The sequence below is a fragment of the Vibrio sp. La 4.2.2 genome, from assembly GCF_027586995.1.
In the GTDB taxonomy this organism is placed as follows: Bacteria; Pseudomonadota; Gammaproteobacteria; order Enterobacterales; family Vibrionaceae; genus Vibrio; species Vibrio mediterranei.
In genome coordinates this window covers 386,644-406,900 of record NZ_JAPPTJ010000004.1, presented here as the reverse complement: position 1 = coordinate 406,900, position 20,257 = coordinate 386,644, and the positions used below count along the sequence as shown (strand labels likewise).

General features: G+C 45.1%; 17 protein-coding genes. 11 read left to right on the top strand and 6 right to left on the bottom strand.

What is annotated here, in order from left to right:
• Nucleotides 1-4: 4 nt before the first annotated feature.
• The gene (locus tag OH456_RS11195; protein WP_270033469.1) at nucleotides 5-1,069 is read right to left on the bottom strand and encodes a LacI family DNA-binding transcriptional regulator; all 1,065 of its coding nucleotides are present in this window, start codon (nucleotides 1,067-1,069) and stop codon (nucleotides 5-7) included.
• A gap of 282 nt (nucleotides 1,070-1,351) precedes the next feature.
• Here OH456_RS11195 and OH456_RS11190 point away from each other — a divergent pair, with 282 nt between their 5' ends.
• From OH456_RS11190 to OH456_RS11180, 3 genes are all read left to right on the top strand, one after another.
• Entirely contained in the window at nucleotides 1,352-2,521 is a 1,170-nt protein-coding gene (locus OH456_RS11190; RefSeq protein ID WP_252039275.1) for a glycoside hydrolase family 88 protein, read from the top strand.
• A gap of 36 nt (nucleotides 2,522-2,557) precedes the next feature.
• Nucleotides 2,558-3,547 carry a TRAP transporter substrate-binding protein DctP gene (dctP, locus tag OH456_RS11185; protein WP_270033468.1) on the top strand — a complete coding sequence of 330 codons (990 nt, stop codon included), beginning with the start codon at nucleotides 2,558-2,560 and terminating at the stop codon, nucleotides 3,545-3,547.
• Between the two features lie 72 nt (nucleotides 3,548-3,619).
• Nucleotides 3,620-5,566 (top strand): TRAP transporter large permease, encoded by a 1,947-nt coding sequence (locus OH456_RS11180; RefSeq protein WP_270033467.1) that lies wholly within the window; start codon nucleotides 3,620-3,622, stop codon nucleotides 5,564-5,566.
• Between the two features lie 205 nt (nucleotides 5,567-5,771).
• Here the strand turns inward: OH456_RS11180 and kdgR are convergent, their stop codons facing one another.
• Complete coding sequence (gene kdgR / locus OH456_RS11175) at nucleotides 5,772-6,554, bottom strand: DNA-binding transcriptional regulator KdgR (protein ID WP_006069853.1); 783 nt, start codon at nucleotides 6,552-6,554, stop codon at nucleotides 5,772-5,774.
• Nucleotides 6,555-6,813: 259 nt separating this feature from the next.
• Between kdgR and kduD the strand changes: the two genes are divergently transcribed.
• The 6 genes from kduD to OH456_RS11145 all read left to right on the top strand — a co-directional run bounded on the left by kduD (nucleotide 6,814) and on the right by OH456_RS11145 (nucleotide 11,561).
• Nucleotides 6,814-7,575 (top strand): 2-dehydro-3-deoxy-D-gluconate 5-dehydrogenase KduD, encoded by a 762-nt coding sequence (gene kduD, locus OH456_RS11170; protein WP_006069854.1) that lies wholly within the window; start codon nucleotides 6,814-6,816, stop codon nucleotides 7,573-7,575.
• A 17-nt stretch (nucleotides 7,576-7,592) separates the two neighbouring features.
• On the top strand, nucleotides 7,593-8,105 hold the full coding sequence (locus OH456_RS11165; protein WP_006069855.1) for a YgjV family protein: 513 nt from the start codon (nucleotides 7,593-7,595) through the stop codon (nucleotides 8,103-8,105).
• Between the two features lie 87 nt (nucleotides 8,106-8,192).
• The gene (locus OH456_RS11160; protein ID WP_270033466.1) at nucleotides 8,193-8,828 is read left to right on the top strand and encodes an RpiB/LacA/LacB family sugar-phosphate isomerase; all 636 of its coding nucleotides are present in this window, start codon (nucleotides 8,193-8,195) and stop codon (nucleotides 8,826-8,828) included.
• Between the two features lie 149 nt (nucleotides 8,829-8,977).
• Nucleotides 8,978-9,832 carry an alpha/beta hydrolase gene (locus OH456_RS11155; RefSeq protein WP_270033465.1) on the top strand — a complete coding sequence of 285 codons (855 nt, stop codon included), beginning with the start codon at nucleotides 8,978-8,980 and terminating at the stop codon, nucleotides 9,830-9,832.
• A gap of 213 nt (nucleotides 9,833-10,045) precedes the next feature.
• The gene (locus OH456_RS11150; protein WP_006069858.1) at nucleotides 10,046-10,417 is read left to right on the top strand and encodes a hypothetical protein; all 372 of its coding nucleotides are present in this window, start codon (nucleotides 10,046-10,048) and stop codon (nucleotides 10,415-10,417) included.
• A 196-nt stretch (nucleotides 10,418-10,613) separates the two neighbouring features.
• The gene (locus OH456_RS11145; protein ID WP_270033464.1) at nucleotides 10,614-11,561 is read left to right on the top strand and encodes a DMT family transporter; all 948 of its coding nucleotides are present in this window, start codon (nucleotides 10,614-10,616) and stop codon (nucleotides 11,559-11,561) included.
• Nucleotides 11,562-11,632: 71 nt separating this feature from the next.
• Here OH456_RS11145 and OH456_RS11140 read toward each other — a convergent pair whose 3' ends face one another.
• From OH456_RS11140 to OH456_RS11125, 4 genes are all read right to left on the bottom strand, one after another.
• The gene (locus OH456_RS11140) at nucleotides 11,633-13,387 is read right to left on the bottom strand and encodes a sodium:solute symporter family transporter (RefSeq protein ID WP_006069860.1); all 1,755 of its coding nucleotides are present in this window, start codon (nucleotides 13,385-13,387) and stop codon (nucleotides 11,633-11,635) included.
• A gap of 333 nt (nucleotides 13,388-13,720) precedes the next feature.
• A complete protein-coding gene (locus OH456_RS11135) occupies nucleotides 13,721-14,344 on the bottom strand; it encodes a bifunctional 4-hydroxy-2-oxoglutarate aldolase/2-dehydro-3-deoxy-phosphogluconate aldolase (RefSeq protein ID WP_006069861.1) in 624 nt (207 codons plus the stop codon).
• Nucleotides 14,345-14,357: 13 nt separating this feature from the next.
• Nucleotides 14,358-15,287, bottom strand: a complete 930-nt coding sequence (locus OH456_RS11130; RefSeq protein ID WP_006069862.1) for a sugar kinase — start codon at nucleotides 15,285-15,287, stop codon at nucleotides 14,358-14,360.
• A gap of 25 nt (nucleotides 15,288-15,312) precedes the next feature.
• Nucleotides 15,313-15,648, bottom strand: coding sequence for a cupin domain-containing protein (locus OH456_RS11125; protein ID WP_031496039.1), 336 nt, complete (start codon nucleotides 15,646-15,648; stop codon nucleotides 15,313-15,315).
• A gap of 306 nt (nucleotides 15,649-15,954) precedes the next feature.
• Here OH456_RS11125 and OH456_RS11120 point away from each other — a divergent pair, with 306 nt between their 5' ends.
• Both OH456_RS11120 and OH456_RS11115 read left to right on the top strand, forming a co-directional pair.
• On the top strand, nucleotides 15,955-18,093 hold the full coding sequence (locus OH456_RS11120; RefSeq protein WP_270033463.1) for a heparinase II/III domain-containing protein: 2,139 nt from the start codon (nucleotides 15,955-15,957) through the stop codon (nucleotides 18,091-18,093).
• A complete protein-coding gene (locus OH456_RS11115) occupies nucleotides 18,094-20,244 on the top strand; it encodes a heparinase II/III domain-containing protein (protein ID WP_236109277.1) in 2,151 nt (716 codons plus the stop codon). It abuts the gene before it with no gap.
• Nucleotides 20,245-20,257: the final 13 nt, after the last annotated feature.

The following is a 20,257-nucleotide window of genomic DNA, read 5'->3' as shown; positions in this document are numbered from 1 at the left end:
AGTATCAGCCGTTCTTATATTCCCGACAAGTTTGTCTTTTAACCAATGACACTGAGACGCAGGTTCGAGTGACGGTATCACCACCTTCGTTTATTGATTGGATAAGGTTGTGAATAGCAACTTTGGCAATCCGTTTATGATCGGTACGTATGGTGGTTAGTGGTGGGGTAGACAGCTCGGCGATATCGACATCATCAAAACCCAGTACAGAGATATCGTCAGGTACACGTATGCCTTGGGTTCTCAGTGCTTCGATTAACGTCATCGCGACCATATCACAGATACAGAATATTGCCGTACAATCCGAAAACTCACCGTTTCTTATCATCTCTGGGATCCACTTATGTGCGCCAAAATCGGTACCTAAGTGTTTTACGTCTTCAGATAAATTGCCCGTTTCTAAAATGTACGGAGCTAGGTCAACAATGGCAGAGCCTGGGGAGGTAATCCCTCTGCTCCAAAGACTGCGTTTGAAACCTTCAGTTCGTTGATAGACGGTGGGTTTGATGTTGGCTGTGATGCATTTTATTTTCTTGTGCCCGAGCTCAAAAAGATAATCAGCTGCAAGTTGACCACCCAAGTAATAATCAGGAGTCACGCTGGGGAACTGCATTTTGGGGTCGTACCCATTGATGAGTAGAACAGGCAAGTGCGTTGCGCGTAACATAGTCAGCAGCTCTTCATCATCCATCCCCAGTACGATGATTGCTTGAGCTCGTGTGAGGATTTGCTCGGTATCAGTGATACTGAGCTGCGAACGAAATACCAGTTCGATGGTGATGTCTAAATCCATGCAATGATGTTTTAGATCTCGCAGTATCGATCCGAAGAAACTATGAGGTGAGTTGAGGTCTTGCTCGCCAAGAACCATTATCTTGCTGACAGGCATTGGGATATTGATCTTTGGTTGTCTGCGTCGATAACCATTGGCATGAAGAGCCTCACGAACCCGTTTTACCACATTATCACTGACCAGCTCACTTTGATTGATGACTCGAGAGACCGTGGCTTTCGATACGCCACACATATTAGCGATATCAGTCAGAGTAGTTTTGTTTCTTTTTGCCATGTTCTGCTTCTCTTATCGGCTACCTGTTCTCACTATTCGAATGAAAAATTCCAATGAGAATTAGTTAGTTACTTGCCAAAATTCGATCTTTTCCGAAGTACAAATAGTGTAACGCCTCCAAAACTTTGAAACAGAGCGAGAACACGAGGTTTTTACTGAAACAATTCATGAAACGTTTCAGTGGATCTCCTTGTTTCAAACTCACCGATAGTCACGGTTTATCGATAACGAAGTCACTAACCTAATAATCAAACCAATGAATCGATTAGGAAGTAGTGAATCATGAGTTCTTTATATGAAACGATGAGCCAAGATATTTTGGCGAGCATTGAGCGTAATGCGCCGCGCATTGGACTGCGCAATCCAATGGTGGGGATGAGCCCAACCGATTATCAATGGCGTTATCACAAAGACATTTTTTGGACCGATTCTTTTTGGACTGGGCAGTTATGGTTGGCTTACATGGTTTCCGGCGAAAGTAAGTATCGTAATTTAGCAAGAATGCGTTACGGCCATTTGGAGCGCATTCTGGCAACACCTATTCAAATGAACCATGACCTTGGATTTCAGTTTAGCTTGAGTGCTGTCGCGGATTACAAGTTAACAGGTAATAAAGAGTCACGAGCGTTGGCGCTGCGTGCGGCGGAAGCGCTGCGAAACCGTTTTAACTGGAATGGTAACTATTTAGTCGCGTGGACAGCGGGCTCTGAGGGCAAGGAGCACGCAGAGCAAATCCAGGGCAAGATTATTATTGATTGCATGGAAAACCTGCCGCTTCTTATGTGGGCGTATTCTGAGACTAACATTGAGTCATTTAAAACTGTCGCTATCGCTCAAGCAGAAACCACGATCCAACACATCATTCGTGACGACTGGAGCTCGTATCACACCTTCGATTTTGACACTACGACCAATGAGCCTATCCGCGGCTGCAATTATCAAGGCTACGCTGACGAATCTTGCTGGGCGAGAGGGCAGGCTTGGGCTATCCATGGCTTTGCTCAGTTGGCATTAATGTCGGGTGAAAAGCGCTATGCCGACATCAGTGCCAAGCTGCTTGATTTTGTTATGGAACATATTAGCGATGACTGTATCCCTATTTGGGACTACCGCTTGCCAGAGCATGAAGTACCTTACAAAGACAGTTCTGCCGGATCGGTGACGTCAGCAGGGGCGTTATTGCTTAGCCAAGTGTTGGAGAAATTCGGTGATGGTGAGCGAGCGCAGCAATACCATCAGTTTGGACTCAAGATGCTTGGTGCGCTCAGAGACGAGTGCGATCTCACTAATATTCCAGAAGCTCAAGGGCTACTCAATCAAGCGGCGTCGTTTGTTCATGTCGCGCATGATCTTGACCTCGATTATCTGGCCAACTCAATGTTGCCATACGGCGATTACTACTACTACGAAGCCGTATTGCGTGCTATGGGGCACACGAACTTTTTTTGGTGATAGTACAATCACTTACATCCAATAAGGAACATTATTATGAAATTTAAGAACCTAGCGACAGTGATTATGTCGACCCTACTGCTGGTATCAGCACCAAGCGTGATAGCCAAAACCTTTAAGCTGGCATCTAACGTACCAGCGGACAGTGCGACAGGTAAACTGCTGCAGGAGTTTGCTCAAAACGTCACCAAAGAGACAGATAAGCGCGTCAAAATTAAAGTCTTTGCCAATGGCACTTTAGGTGGACAAGCGCAATATCTGCAACAGATCCAAAGCGGTGTAGTGGATATGGGACTGGTTAATAGTGCGATGATGGAAAACATCGAGCCTAAGTTTGGCGTACTCAATCTGCCGTTCATCTTCCGTAGCTTTGATGAGTTCAAGCAGGTGATGAACAGTGATTTGGTGCAAAAGGATCTGTTCCAGACCACGAATTCGAAAGGTTTTGAAGTGGTTGGGTTTATGGATACTGGTCCACGCAGCATTTACTCAACCAAGCCTGTTGAAACCGTCGAAGATATCAAAGGTCTTAAGCTAAGAAGCATGGCAAGCCCGACTTATATGGAGATGCTTAAGCTGATGGGGGCATCTCCAACGCCACTCGACTTTACGGAAATTTATTCAGCAATGCAGCAAGGCATGATTGATGGTGGTGAAGGTGGCCTTGGCACGCTTTGGGATATCAAGTTTGGTGAGTACGCGAAGTACGGTGTGCTAACGGAGCAAACTCGCATGGTTGATCTCATTGTCATCAATGAGAAGGCGCTGGGCAAGATGTCTGAGGAAGATGCTGCGACCGTCAAACGAATCATGCAAGCGACCAGTGATAAATCGCTAGAAGTCATCATGGCTGACGCACAAGAGTCTATGGATCTTGCCGAGAAGAATTTAGGGGTTAAGTTTGTCGAAATTGATAAACAACCGCTGATCGATTCAATGAAGCCCATCTATGAAAGAGCTTTTGCAGACCCCGACAAAGGCCCATTCTTGAAAGAGATGTTTGAGCTTCAAGAGCGTTCTCTTTAACCCCCTGGGGTGGGGTCATTGTCAGCAATGGCTTCACTCCTTTTTCCTCTTTGCGCAATCTAGGAGTGTGTTATGCGTGAAAAGCTCATGAGATTAGACGATAACCCCAACGAATCTGCGCTGGCTCGATTTGAACGTGCTCTTTATCAAATGTGTCACGTCTGTGAAGTGGCGTTGTTAAAAACTGTCACTGTCATATTGGGCATCATGAGCGTTCTGATCATCTATCAGGTGTTTACCCGTTATGTGCTCAATGACCCAAGTGGGTTGTCACAGGAGATGCTGATCTACTTGATGATTTGGTTAAGCTTTATCGGTTCATCGATATGCTTTTCCAAAGGATTTCATTTAAGTCTGCCTATCATTTATGACGCGCTTTCTGAGCGTCATCAGAAATGGCTCACTATCTTTAGCGCGCTGTTAACCGTGCTGTTGGCGGCAATCATCATCTACGGTGGTTATAACGCGATGCAGAAGAACTCGGCGTTTACCTCTCCGATGTTGCAGATATCTATGTCGGTTCTGCAAAGCATTTTGGTGCTGTCTGGTGTGTTTTTTGTACTGATGCAGCTTAAAAGAGTGATTGAGCTGGTGGGGCTTGGACGCTCAACCGTGATCACCGCAGCGGTGATGATCTCCATTGGTATCCTTAGCTATTGGGTGTGGGGAGCTCTGCAGCAAACGCAGTGGTATGAGTATTTAGTTGATGAGCATTTAGAAGTGACCTCTACTGTCTTGTTATTTAGTGCGTTTTTCTTTTTGTTGGCAATGAATATTCCCATTTCTGTAGGACTCGCCTTCTCTGGCTTGTGGGTATTGTCGCTGCAAATTGATGCCGATGTCTTGATGGTGACCGCGAGTGAAAAGTTGTTCGGTGGCCTAGAAAGCTTTGGGTTCTTGGCTCTGCCATTTTTCATCTTGGCAGGCAATATCATGAACCAAGGCGGGATTGCGAGACGTTTGATCGATTTAGCGATGTTGCTAGGCCGACGTATTCCGGGAAGCCTGTGGCAAGCGAATGTACTGTCTAACATGTTGTTTGGTTGTCTATCCAGTTCGGGCATCGCGGCTTCTACCGCTATTGGTGGCATTATTTCACCAATGGCGAAAGAGAAAGGCTATGACATGCCTATCTCAACTGCGATTAACGCCGCATCCGCGCCAACAGGGATGATGATACCTCCGACGGGGATATTCATTATCTACTCCATGATCACCGGTGGAAGTGCATCGATCGCCGCTATGTTCCTAGCAGGTTACTTACCTGGAATCATGATGGGGTTGTCTGTGATGATTGTGGCTTACTTTTATGCCAAAAAGCTCAAATACCCCGTCGACAATACGCAGTACCATTGGAAGCAGATAGCATTGACGGTATGGAAGACGTTACCAAGCCTTACGATGATTTTCGTTATTATCGGTGGTATTTTGTCTGGTGTATTCACCGCAATTGAAGCTGGTGGTATTGCCGTGCTGTATAGCTTGGTTCTGTCGTTTGCTTATCGCACCATGAGCTTGAAATCGTTGCCAAAGGTACTGTTTGATTCGGCGCTGACTTCTTCTGTGATTCTGTTCTTAATCGCTTGTTCCGGATTGATGAGCTGGAGCATGACGTTTGCGAGCATTCCTGATGCGATTGGTGAGATGCTCATCGGTGTGACTGAAAACAAACTGTTGCTGTTATTGCTGATGAACCTAACTTTGTTGGCTGTGGGTATCTTTATGGATATGGCACCCGCATTGTTGATATTTACCCCTATCTTCTACCCTGTCGCGATGATGTTAGGTATTGATCCGGTTCAGTTTGGCGTAGTAATTGTTTATAACCTCTGTATGGGATTAATTACACCGCCAGTGGGAACAGTACTGTTTGTTTCTTGCAGCGTCACGGGAGAAAAAATAACAAATATAATTAAACCTTTATTACCTATTTTTGCGCTGCAATTTATTGGATTGATGTTAATAACTTATTTTCCATTCTTTACCATGTATTTACCGCAGTTGTTCGGTGTCAATTGAACACAAGCTTATGAAGTAGTTAACTAAGGTACATTCAATATAGACTCAGGGTTAGCTTCGAGATGCTGTAATCAAATGTATAATTCCAAATAGCTAAGCAATGGTTCAAAGCACGATTCATTAATATTGGTAGAATGAAAGTATATGAGCGTATTTGGATACCAAAAGCCCTCAAAGATTAAATGAGGGCTTTTTTAGCCTTTTTCTAAACAGGATAATTGTGATAACCCAACTGCTCAGAAATGGTCCTTCCGGCATTGTGTAGGAGAGTGATGTATTCTGCTTTCTTCTCTTCGTCGAAACGGATGATGGGGAAGGAGACTGAGACTGCAGCGATAGCATGGCCGAAACGGTCGTAAACAGGGACAGCGATGCAACGTAGTCCAGGCTCTTGCTCTTCGTTGTCTTCACCATAATGACATTCACGAACGGTATTCAGCTCTTCAATCAGTTGCTCTGTGTTGTCGTGGGTTTTGTCTGTGTGTTTGATGAATTCGACCGTGTCTAATATTACACGAACTTCTGCGTCAGGAAGGTGGGAAAGTAGCACTTTACCTATCGCTGTGCTGTAGAGTGGATTGCGGCGGCCTACCCGAGAATGCATACGTAAGTGATAGCTTGAATCTATTTTGTGTAAATAGATGATCGAACCATCGTCAATAGAACCCAAGTGAACCGTTTCATTAGTCACTTTGTTAATCTCACGCATTTCTTTATCTGCAATATCAATAAGGTCGACAAACTCCAATGATTTCGAACCAAGTTCGAACATTTTAAGAGTAAGTGCGTACTTATCTGCTTCTCCTTCTTGAGAAACGTAACCGAGTGTTTTCATGGTTTGTAGGAAACGATAGGTCGTCGCTTTTGACATCATGAGTCTTTGTGATAGTTCTGAAACGCCAATTTCCTTTTGCTCGCCCAAGGCTTGCAGAATATTGAACACTTTGAGTACCGAGGACACGGCTTCTGGCTGCGTGGACTTATCCATCTATCTTCCTTTGATTTTCTGTTGTGGGCGCGATTATAGCTTTGCAACCTTACCATGTCAGTAATTTCAAAAAGGCTTTTCATAAAAATCAGAACCGAATAGTGAGATTGCCTTCACAAACTTGCATAAGTTAAAGATAAAAATGAAACGGCATTTCAAAAATAACTTTAATGCGATTCATTTTTTGTGTATGGTTAATTTAACAACAGTGAGAACTTTCTAAGGTTCATCCTCGAATACATCTATGAAGGAATAAAAAATGATTCTTGATTCATTCAAATTAGACGGGAAAGTCGCAATCGTAACTGGCTGTGATACTGGTTTGGGCCAAGGTATGGCATTGGGTCTTGCTAAAGCGGGTTGTGATATTGTCGGTGTGAATATTGTTGAGCCGACAGAAACGATCGAGCTTATCGAAGGGACCGGCCGAAAGTTCATCGATATTCGTGCTAACTTGATGAAGCTTGATGATATTCCGAACATTGTTGACCGTGCAGTTACCGAACTAGGTCGAATTGATATCCTAGTGAACAACGCAGGTATTATCCGACGTAACGACGCTATCGATTTCTCAGAGCAAGACTGGGATGACGTGATGAACATCAATATCAAGTCGGTGTTTTTCATGTCTCAAGCGGTAGCTAAGCAGTTCATTGCTCAAGGCGAGGGCGGTAAGATTATCAATGTTGCCTCCATGCTTTCATTCCAAGGTGGCATACGTGTTCCATCATATACCGCTTCGAAAAGTGGCGTTATGGGTGTAACGCGTCTAATGGCAAATGAGTGGGCCAAAGAAGGCATCAATGTCAACGCAATTGCACCTGGCTATATGGCGACGAACAATACTGCGGCGCTACGTGCAGACGAAAAACGTAATGCAGAAATTCTAGAGCGCATTCCTGCCGACCGTTGGGGCACGCCAGAAGATCTTGCTGGTCCTTGTATATTCTTAGCTTCACAAGCATCAGACTATATTAATGGTTATACCATTGCAGTTGATGGTGGATGGTTGGCACGCTAACCGGAGACGATTAGGTGATGGACGCGTACATTGCTGGGCAGATTTTAGGGTTTGTAAGTTATGGTTTAGGTATTGCTACCTTTTACCAAAAAAACGATAAACGACTTAAAATTTTGATGCTGGCACTGAACGTTAATCACCTTGTCCACTTTTTATTGTTAGGTTCGTTAACTTCTGCGTTAGCTGCTGCGCTTTCCGCGGTCAGAACAACAGCTGCCATTTACACAAACTCCAAAATTGTCGCTCTGATTTTCATTGCGTTAAGTCTCCTCTTAGGTGGCATGATTGCCGAAGACTTATCGCAGCTTTGGCCAATATTAGGAGCGGCAATTGGTACGTATTCGCTGTTTATGCTTCAGGGCATTGCGATGCGAATCGGTTTTTTATTAGGCGCAATGTGCTGGTTAACAAACAACATTATGGTGGGTTCAATTGGCGGCGTCCTGCTCGAAGCTACGCTTCTATTAACCAATTTAATGACTATTTTTAGGTTAACTCGCGATGGTCAGCGTACGGCTCATGATGTTTGAGCTGCAGCATGGTCAATGTATTGGTCGACGACACAGTTATTTAGTTTTAGGAAAATTCGCGGCTAATAAGGCCGTTGGGGAAAGAACATGAAAATTGCACTAATGATGGAAAACAGCCAAGCGTCGAAAAATGCTATGGTAGCGGCTGAATTAGATACAGTAGCGGGCGGTTTAGGTCACGACGTATTCAACGTAGGTATGACGGATGAAAATGACCATCATCTTACCTATATTCACCTTGGCATTATGGCGAGCATTCTACTGAATTCAAAAGCGGTGGACTTTGTCGTGACTGGCTGTGGCACAGGCCAGGGCGCGATGATGGCAAGCAACCTTCACCCAGGAGTGATATGTGGTTACTGCCTAGAGCCATCTGACGCATTTCTTTTCAATCAAATTAACAACGGTAATGCGATTTCACTGGCGTTTGCGAAAGGCTTTGGTTGGGCCGGTGAACTGAACGTACGTTATATCTTTGAAAAGGCCTTCACTGGTAATCGTGGCGAAGGTTACCCTATTGAACGTGCAGAACCTCAACAGAAAAATGCTGCGATTTTGTCAGAAGTAAAAGCTGCAGTTTGCAAAGATGTTGTGGAGTCACTGAAGGCAATTGACCAAGAGCTGGTGAAAACGGCGGTCGGTAGTGCTCAGTTTCAAGAATGCTTTTTCTCCAACTGCCAAGAACCGGAACTGGCAGAGTACGTGCGCACACTTATCGACTAATATATTGTGCATTGAAGTTTCAAAAGCCGACGTTTGGTCGGCTTTTTTGTACTGAGAAGCTGCTCATTGTTTACACAATAAACGCTTGTGGACATGTAAGAAGCGTTTTACTTTGGTATTTAACTTAAAGAATAATAACGAGTAATTTGATGCAATCTATTTATTCGCTTTCGGAGTTATTCCCAGCAGTAACAGTCCATTCCCTTGAGCAAGGTGATGGATTTTCGGAACGCTCTCCAATGAAAGTAAACGATTCGCAAGCTCCGCTTCGCTATCCTCATCGGCTCATTTCCGAGATATCCCACCCTGAACTACTTGAATTTCATCCGGAGCGAAGCAACGGTCACGCCATTCTCATTATTCCTGGTGGAGGCTATCAAATTGTATCGATTGATAATGAAGGCGTAGAGGTGGCAAAGTGCCTTAGCGAAATGGGTTATCATGCGTTCTGTTTAAATTATCGACTGCCTATAAAAAACAATGGCTCTGACATAGAAAAGCTTGCGCCCATCGTCGATGCAAGAGCAGCATTGACTTTGATTCGCCAGCTAGTCCCCATGGCAAGGGTAGGTATCATGGGCTTTTCCGCAGGTGGTCATTTAGCAGGATGGTTAAGTACCGATACGCGGTCTAACCGACCAGACTTCACTTGTTTAATGTATCCTGTGGTGTCAATGACCTCTGGTGTCACGCATCTGGGCTCTTATGAGAATGTCGTTAATGCCTTAAACGATGAGCAGCAAATAAGTTTGTTGTCTATTGATGAACGTATTTCCCCAGATGTTGCCCCGATGCTCATTATGCACGCTAAAGACGATGATGTTGTTGTAGTCGAACATAGCCTTAAGCTGCACAATGCACTAGTAGCAGCATCTGTGTCTAGTGAACTCACATTATTTGAGCGAGGTGGACATGGGTTTGGCGTCTATGTCCGAGAAGGAAGTGATGCCGACGATTGGCTACGACGTTTTGATGATTGGGTACGCAAGTTGGATTATTGTTAGTAATGGTCCACGAGAGCGATGGTTCAACCTAACGTTATTTCTACAAAGTAGCGTTATTCACACAAAGGTATCGTTGCGCTAATACAGGTCACCAAATTCGCGTAAAAAAATGTAAAGTCGTCTCAAAGGCTATTGTGTGTTGCAACTTGGATAGGTATCTTCAGACTCAGAATTTTTAAGTGTTTTTTCTACTTACTTGAATGAGACGTTGTGATGCTCGCTAAAAGCGTATCTACAATCTGTAGCTTGCTCGCGATCCTGGTAATACTCGTATTATCCAGTGGTGCTGTGCGTGCAGATGTCTCGTCACCGCAATCAACACTGAGCATGGCGCAAGTCATGCATGTGAAGTTCTGCGGTATCACCTCCGATACATTGCAAACTGAGGACTCAGGCTGTTGTGAGCCTGGAGGAACCTGCTTCGAAAAGCAGTGTTGTTCCCATGGTCACGCATCAGGCTCTGCTTTAGTTGAGACGCCACAAGATTCTCGCCTTGCTCCGTATCGTTATGAACTCACACAAAGACTGGCTAGTCTTTATACGAGCGCAGATATGCACTCGCTCTACCGACCTCCCATCGCCTAGTTCCTGTCTTACAGCGCTTCGCTGTTAACAATTTTATTGCGTGATTACTCACGCGGACTTGTTGTGCGTGCAAATAAAGCTATTTGCACCATCCTGTGATGGGAATAAAAAATGAAAACTAAATCCAAAGCTTGTGGCAAGCTCAATGCCACGCCTCTGTGCTATCTCATTCGTTGTAGTAAATTAGGAGGTTGTGATGTCGCATAAACAGCTACCTATTTTACTGTTTGTCTCAGTGTGCCTTATTTGGGGAACGACGTGGTTTGCAATGGAAGTGGCCGTTGAGACTATTCCACCAATTTTCGCAACGGGCATGCGTTTTCTCATCGCTGCGCCTCTATTGGTGATGCTGGCGAAATACCTAAAACAACCGTTATTCTTTCCTAAAGGAAAGCGAGCGTGGATGTATGTGGTCGCAATTTTCTACTTTGCGATTCCGTTTACGTTGATGATATTTGGCGAGCAATATATTTCCTCTGGGTTGGCTTCGATTATCTTCGCCAACATGCCGATTGCGGTGATGGTTATGTCGAGCCTGTTTCTTGGTTTACGCCTGCGAAAAGTTCAAATCGCAGGACTGCTAGTCGCGGTGTTAAGCCTCATTCTGATTCTGGCGACAGAGATGAAATTGGGAGGCAAAAACTACTTGGTTGGCTTTGCTGCCCTTGGGGGGGCGGTAGCGATTCATGCAGTTATGTATGTGTTTGTGGAGCGGTTTTGCAAAGGCACGCCAGTGCTTACCTATAATGCGGTACCAAGCTTTCTTGCGTCATTGTTTTTGTTGTTCACTTCTTGGGTGATTGAGCAACCAGACATAAGCCTGTTCACATTGGACTCGATGACAGCGGTGTTGTACCTAGGGGTATTTGCCAGTGTCGGCGGCATTGTGGCGTATTTCAAATTAGGCCAGGTGTCTACGCCGTTTACTGCTTCGATCTGTTTTCTGTTCTTTCCGCTTATCGCATTGAGTATTTCTACATGGATTGCTGGGAACTCGATCTCGTTAGTATCTGTGGGTCTACTTTTACCTTTGCTTGGCGGGATTTTTGTCACCAAAGCCGAACCTGAGTTTTGGTTAAAGTATCAGCGAACAAGACTGAAACCACAGTTGTGTGAGATGTGTATGAAGGAAATGATGGACTAACTTTCACTTACGTTTAGCAAAAAAAAGCCGCCCAGAGAAGACTCTGCGCGGCTTTCTGTTGAGTTCAATGATTAGCTCGCAATTTGCGCTTTTTTCGTTGAACCAGATTTAGATGCGTTAACCAATAGGATTCCCACAGTCAGTACCATTGAACCGCATAGTAGGAACAATAGGCGTCCTGTTGGTTCATTTGGAATTAGAGCCATAGCAAGGATACCGAAACCAGCCACACTGATAAGTTTACCTAGCATTGAACGCTGTTTAGTATCTAGATTCTGCTGCTCTTCACCTTCTGCAACAATCGGGGTATTCCAGTTGGTAAATAATTGTTCTACTTCTTTTTCACGCTCAGGCGATAGTCCTCGGTAGAATTTAGTCGTTAGGATGAAGAAACCACCAGTGAACACAACGTGTGCTGCTAAGCTCAATCCAACTTTAAGATCTCCCCACTCACGACCTGTTAGAGCTTGCTCCAAACCGAACAGGTGCTCAATGTCTTCTGCTTGTAGTGAGATACCGAAGATGTAAGAAACGAAACCACCGACGATAAGTGTTGCCCAACCAGCCCAATCTGGCGTTTTGCGAATCCACATACCAAGTAGCACCGGGATAAGCATTGGGAAGCCGATAAGCGCTCCAACGTTCAATACGATGTCGAATAAGCTCAGGTGACGCAACGAGTTAATAAACAAACCGATACCGATGATGATAAAGCCCATCATGATAGTGGTAAGTTTACTTACTATAACTAGCTCTTTTTGAGACGCGTGAGGGCGAACAATAGGGCTGTAGAAGTTCATCACAAAGATACCAGCATTACGGTTTAGACCAGAGTCCATCGAAGACATAGTCGCTGCGAACATAGCTGACATAAGTAGACCCACCATGCCTGCTGGCATTACGTTCTGCACAAATGCTAGGTATGCCGCGTCACCGCCTACTGAACCATATTGCTCAGCAAAGTCAGGCATAAATGCTGCTACGTACCATGGTGGTAGGAACCAAATTAGTGGGCCAACGACCATTAGGATACAGGCTAGACCAGCCGCTTTACGCGCGTTCTCACTGTCTTTAGCACATAGGTAACGGTAAGCGTTGATGCTGTTGTTCATAACACCGAACTGTTTAACGAAGATGAACACTACCCAAAGGATAAAGATGCTCACGTAGTTCAGGTTATTACCCATCATGAAGTCGCCTTGGAAATTATCTACGATATTTCCTAGACCACCACCGTGGAAGTACGCTGCAACTGCACAGGTGATTGTCACAGCCATGATGACCAACATCTGCATGAAGTCAGATGCTACGACCGCCCATGAACCACCTGTTACTGCCATTAGCATCAGTACTAGACCAGTAACAACGATTGTTGCTTCCATTGGGATGTTGAATACAGCTGCCACGAAGATTGCTAGACCGTTCAACCAAATACCGGCTGAGATCAAGCTGTCTGGCATACCAGCCCAAGTGAAGAACTGCTCTGAAGTTTTACCGAAGCGTTGACGAATCGCTTCAATTGCCGTTACTACTCGTAACTGACGGAATTTTGGTGCGAAGTAGAGGTAGTTCATGAAGTAGCCAAATGCATTGGCTAAGAATAGGATTACAACAACGAAACCGTCGTTGAACGCGCGTCCTGCGGCACCTGTAAACGTCCATGCTGAAAACTGTGTCATGAAAGCGGTAGCACCTACCATCCACCATAACATCTTACCGCCACCTCTAAAGTAATCACTGGTCGACGTGGTGAATTTACGGAACATCCAACCGATAGCGATCAGGAAAAAGAAGTAGGCGAGTACTACAAGAGTATCAATAGTCATGTTTCAGCCTTATATCATTCATACTGACGATTATAGTAAATAATCCTCTTGTAGTTTTGTATTACAATAAGCTTAAAGTGTGATGGGAGACGCATCTTTATTTTGTGTGGAAAACGATACATAAATCCTCACAAATTAACTCTAATACAAATCAACGAGTTATGAACGAGTTATATTTGAATTTGCTTTGCCTATTGTGCGGTTGTTACGCCTATGCTTTTTCAAACGGTGAAGACTTCAAGCGAAAGTGGGCAGATATGCACTTATTGTGGGACAAAAAAAGCGAGCCAATGGCTCGCTAATTCCCGAATTAAACTGCAAGGTCAATACGGATTAGTTTACGTGTGCAACTGCATCTTTAACCAGTTGACCGAGTTCTTCCCAGCGACCTTCGTCTATTAGGTTGGTAGGAACCATCCATGTACCGCCACAAGCCAATACTGACTTGATAGACAGATAGTCGTCGACGTTCTTGAGGCTTACACCGCCTGTAGGCATGAATTTTACTGGGTAAACCGCCGTAAGTGCTTTTAGCATGTTTACGCCACCTGAAGGTTCTGCAGGGAAAAACTTAAGTGTACGTAAGCCCATCTCCATTGCTTGTTCAACAAGGCTTGGGTTATTTACGCCCGGTACAATTGGTACGTTTTTATCCAAACAATATTGGACTGTTCGTGGGTTAAAGCCAGGACTTACGATGAAATCAACACCCGCTTCAATTGCTTGGTCAACCTGCGCGTTAGTCAGCACAGTACCTGCGCCGATAAGCATTTCAGGGAACTCTTTACGCATTACAGCGATAGCTTCAGCTGCACACTCAGTGCGGAACGTAATCTCAGCGCATGGCATACCGTTGTCAACCAACGCTTTGCCTAGTGGAATAGCGTCTTCAACTTTGTTGATGGCAATTACTGGAATTACTTTCAAGCTTGCTAGCTGTTCGTTTAATGTCGTCATTTTATTTGTCCTACTAATCAAGAGTTGGTGTTGCGTTCTTGGGAATAATGGCACCGCGATGCTGAATAACCGTACCTGCGACTTTGTGACCCATTGCGGCTGACTTTAGAGCATCGCCGCCAGTTAGGCGTTTCGCTAGGTAACCTGCGCTAAACGAGTCGCCAGCTGCAGTGGTGTCGATAATATTGTCAACTGGTTTAGGTGCGACGTAATTAGCCTGATCGTTCACAATAACCAAACAATCTTTTGCACCTCGCTTAATAGCAATCTCTGAGACGCCAGCTTCGCTTGTGCGTTCAATACATTGCTCAACAAACATGTCACCAAACAAGGCCTGTTCATCTTCAAATGTTAACAAGGCAGTATCGGTATAGCTAAGCATCGCTTTGTAAGTATTGATTGCTGTGAGCTGATCTGCCCACAATTTCGGGCGGAAGTTGTTGTCAAAGAAGACATGCCCGCCTTTTTCTTTAAATGCTTTTAGGAAGCCGAACAACTTATCGCGTCCTGAATCAGTCAGGATCGCAAGGGTAATACCACTTAAGTAAACCGCATCGTAACCTAATAAGGTGTCGATGAGTTGTTCTGATTCTTGTTGGTCGAAAACGAATTTGGCCGCTGCATCATTTCGCCAATAAAAGAAGGTACGCTCACCAGTTTCATCGGTTTCAATGTGGTATAGGCCCGGCATTTTGTCATTAAGGCGCAGAATTAAGCTTGTATCGATACCTTCTTGATTCCAGCCCTCTATCATCTCAGCCGAGAACGGATCGTTACCTAGTGCTGTAATGTAACTTACTTTAATGTCGTGAGCATGAGTTAGCCGAGATAGATATAGTGCAGTATTGAGCGTATCACCGCCAAAGGCTTGTTTTAAAAGGTCACCTTTGCGCTGTAGTTCTACCATGCATTCGCCGATGATGGCGATTTTGTATTGGTTCATTGTGTGCGATCCCACTTTGGAGTGATTAACTTAAAAAGTCTTCACGTGAAGGAGAAAAAATATCGAGTAGAACACTATCTTGTTCTAGTGCGGTGGTGCCATGGTCAAGAAGCTTTTTCACCATAAATGCATCACCCGCCTTTAACTCACGCTTTTGCCCATCGACGATGGCTTCAAAACGGCCACTGACGACATAAACAATCTGATCGTGTATTTCATGCCTATGTATCGTACCGCTTGCTCCTTTGTCGTAACAAAGATGCATCGCCATCAGATCATCGGTAAAGCCGACAATCTTACGTTTGATGCCTTGACTCACCTGTTCCCACGGGTGTTCATCAGCAGAGAAAAAACGGTGCACTAACTGCCTCCTAGACCAAGTTAATGTCTACTCTTAAATTCGTTGACGTCATAATAAGCAGATTTATTAATTTGTAATACAATAAGCTTACTGCAATGTGATCTTGATCTGTTTTATTATTAAAACGCCGTTTTAATAATGTGTAATTTACCAGTTTGTGCCCGTGAATAGTAGTGTTCATATCGCACATCCTTGGTTAAATGTGACTAATGTCCACTTTTGTCTGATTTCTTGTATGACAATAATGCATATTGTATTACTTTATATGGGTCGGATTTATAGATTCAATAGATTTTGAGGGTGAAAATGTCCACATTGGTTCAACCCATACTGTTAAACGAAGACGAAATAGAGCAATTACGAAGAGAGCTCGGTCGCGATACCTTAATGGGTAAAGCGATTGCAAAAGCCATCAAAGATGTTGAAGCATTCATGAAGCTTCCTCTTGAAGTACCAGGTCACGGTGAAGCAGGTGGCTACGAGCACAACCGCCACAAGCAAAACTATACTTACATGAACCTAGCGGGTCGTATGTTCCTCATTACGGGGGATGATCGTTACGCTAAGTTTGTGCGTGATTTACTGGCAATGTATGCAGACCTATATCTCACCTTCGATTTTCATGTTCAAAAGAACACGAACCCAACAGGGCGTCTGTTCCACCAAATTCTAAACGAACACGTATGGCTAATGTTTACTAGCCTTGCATACTCATGTGTTGCCGCAACCATGAGTGAAGAAGAACGCCAGAACGTGGTTGACCGTCTGTTTAACCCAATGCTGGACATGTTCACTGTGAAATACGGCCATGATTTCGACCGTATTCATAACCACGGTGTTTGGGCAGTAGCGGCCGTTGGTATTTGTGGCCTAGCGGTTAACCGTCGTGAGTTCCTAGAGAAATCCGTATTTGGTCTTGAGAACAACGGCACGGGTGGTTTCCTAGCGCAGATCACTCAGCTGTTTGCTCCGTCGGGTTACTACATTGAAGGTCCTTATTACCACCGCTATGCGATTCGTCCACTGTGTGTGTTTGCTGAGGTTCTTCATCGTCATATGCCAGAACTCGACATCTTCAATTACAAAGATGGTGTGATTGGTAACACGGTTGAGGCGATGCTAGCAACGGCCTACCCAAATGGTCAGTTCCCAGCACTTAACGATGCATCTCGCACGATGAGCATCAATGATGCGGGTGTGCAGGTCGCAGTAAGTCAGTACGCCAAGCACTATGGTATCAACGATAACCTACTCGGTATGGCGAAGATCCAAGACTCTGTGTGGGTGCACGGCTGTGGTCTGGAGCTATCACAAGCGTTTGAAAAAGCGACGGATGTGGGTCTTCCATTCTGGCCAAGCGTTGAGCTCAACGAAGGACCAAATGGTGACCGCGGTGCGCAAGGCTTTATGCGCGTGCAGGACAAAAACAAAGACGTATTCCAGCTAGTGATGAACTATGGTCAGCACGGTATGGGACATGGCAACTTTGATACGCTGGGTATTTCTTACTTCAACCGAGGTAAAGAAGTGCTTCGCGAATACGGCTTTGGCCGTTGGGTTAACGTTGAACCTAAGTTTGGTGGACGCTACCTAGACGAGAACAAAACCTATGCTCGTCAGACGATTGCTCACAACGCAGTGACGGTTGACGAAACGTGCCAAAACTACTTTGACGTAGAGCGTGCTGACAGCGTACACGGTCTGCCACACTTCTTTGCTGCAGACAACGAGCAGATCGTTGGTATGAGTGCTTTTGCTAATGAGCACTACGACGGTGTACAGCAGCAGCGCAGCGTGTTCATGTTGAAACATGACGATCTTGAAGCGCCATTACTCATCGATCTATTTCGCCTAACAGGCGAAGGTGAGCACCAGTACGATTATTCGCATCAGTTTGATGGTCAGGTGATCCGCACCAACTTTGAATACCAGGCACATAAAGAGCTCAACATATTGAGCGAAGAGCTTGGCTATCGCCACCTTTGGAATGTAGCACAAGGCGAAGCAAACGAGACGGCGCTAGTCAGCTGGCTACAAGAAGACAGCTACTATACTTGGCTAGGTACCAGCTCGAATGACAATGGCGAGGTTATCTTCACTCGCACGGGCGCCAATGACCCAAGCTTTAACCTACGTAGTGAGCAAAGCTTTATTCTTCGCACTAAGGGTGAAGACACTCTATTCGCATCGGTAATTGAGACACACGGTTACTTCAACGAAGAGTTTGAGCAATCGGTCAGTGCCCGTGGCAGCGTTAAAAATATTCAAGTTGTTGGTCACAACGCGCAAGCGTCAGTGGTAGAGATTGAGACGGAAACCTCTCGCTTTACGCTAATGGTGAGCAACAACCCACAAGTTACTAAAGATACAACCAACAATGCTGAGATCGCAGGCAAAACCTACTCTTGGGTTGGCTGTTTCGCGATTGAGCAGGAGACACTATAAATGAGCTATCAACCACTACTATTGAACTTTGAGGAAGCAGCGGAGCTGCGCAAAGATCTAGGTAAGGAAACCTTGCTAGGTAAGAAACTAGCGCGTGATATTGCTCAAGTGAATGACTACATGGCTGAAGTGGGCATTGAAGTCCCTGGCCACGGTGAAGGCGGCGGTTACGAGCATAACCGTCATAAGCAAAACTATATTCATATCGACTTAGCTGGTCGTTTGTTCCTTATCACTGAGGAAACTAAATACCGTGACTACATCGTAGAGATGCTAACCGCGTACGCGAATGTTTATCCAACACTGGAAAGCAACGTTAGCCGTGATACTAACCCACCGGGTAAAATCTTCCACCAAACGCTAAACGAAAACATGTGGATGCTTTACGCATCTTGCGCATACAGCTGCGTGTACCACACGCTTTCGGATGAGCAAAAGCAACACATCGAAACAGACCTATTCAAACAGATGATCGACCTTTTCGTTGTGACTTATGGTCACGACTTCGACATCGTCCACAACCACGGTTTGTGGGCAGTAGCCGCTGTGGGTATTTGTGGCTATGCGATCAACGATCAACAGTCTGTTGATAAAGCGCTTTACGGTCTGAAGCTTGACAAAGTAAGCGGCGGTTTCCTAGCTCAGCTAGACCAACTGTTCTCGCCAGACGGCTACTATATGGAAGGTCCTTACTACCACCGCTTCTCGCTGCGTCCAATCTATCTGTTCGCAGAAGCGATTGAGCGTCGTCAACCAGAGATCGGTATCTATGAGTTTAACGACTCAGTGATCAAGACGACTTCTTACGCGGTATTCTCTACAGCTTTCCCAGACGGTACGCTACCAGCACTAAACGATTCGTCGAAAACCATCAGCATTAATGATGAAGGCGTTATTATGGCGACAAGCGTGTGCTACCACCGCTATGAGCAAAGCGAAACGCTGCTTAGCATGGCAAACCACCAACAAGACGTCTGGGTTCAATCTGCAGGTAAAACTCTGTCTGATGCAGTTGATGCTGCGGATGAAATTAAGCCGTTTAACTGGGGTAGCTTGTTTGTCACTGACGGTCCTAAAGGTGAGAAAGGTGGACTTACTATTCTCCGTCATCGCGATACTCAAGACGATGATACGATGGCTCTTCTATGGTTTGGTCAACACGGCTCTGATCACCAGTATCACTCTGCTCTTGACCACGGTCATTACGATGGGCTTCATCTAAGCGTATTTAATCGTGGACAAGAAGTTCTGCACGATTATGGTTTCGGTCGTTGGGTAAACGTAGAGCCTAAGTTTGGTGGTCGCTATATCCCTGAGAACAAGTCGTACTGTAAGCAGACGGTCGCGCATAACACAGTAACAGTTGATCAAAGAACGCAAAACAACTTCGACACGGCAACCGCGGAGTCTCGTTTTGGCTCGAAGCAGTTCTTTAAAGCTGATGATGCAAAACTGCAAGGTATGAGCGGTAAAATCAGCGAGTACTATGAAGGCGTGGATATGCAGCGTTCAGTGCTACTGGCTGACATAGAAGAATTCGAGAAACCATTGGTTATTGACGTTTACCGTATCAAAGCGGACAAAGAGCACTCTTACGATCTCCCCGTTCACTTTTCTGGTCAAATCATTCGTACCGACTTTGAATACAGCACAGAATCTACATTGCGCCCAATGGGTGAAAACTTTGGTTATCAGCATCTATGGAACTTAGCTAGTGGTAACGTTGAAGGTAGCTCTCTTGTATCTTGGTTACACGGCAACAGCTACTACAGCTTGATAACAAGTGCAGTAGCAGATTCAAAAGTGTACTTTGCGCGCCTAGGTGCTAACGATCCAGACTTCAACCTACGCAGCGAGCCTGCACTTATCTTGCGTCAATCTGGTCAGAATCATGTATTTGCTTCTGTACTTGAAACTCATGGTTATTTTAACGAAGAGTTTGAGGCTTCAGTGGGAGCCCGTGGTCTTGTCGAAGCGGTGACAACGCTGGCTGATAATGACGATGCGACTGTCATTGAAGTGACAACCACAACAGGTAATGCATATCGATTTGCCATCAGTAACCGCGAAGCGGGGCAACAAGAGTTATTACATGAAATGACGATTGGCGACGAAAGCGTGAGCTTTACTGGCTCGTTTGCTCAACTCTAACTCTATATCTATT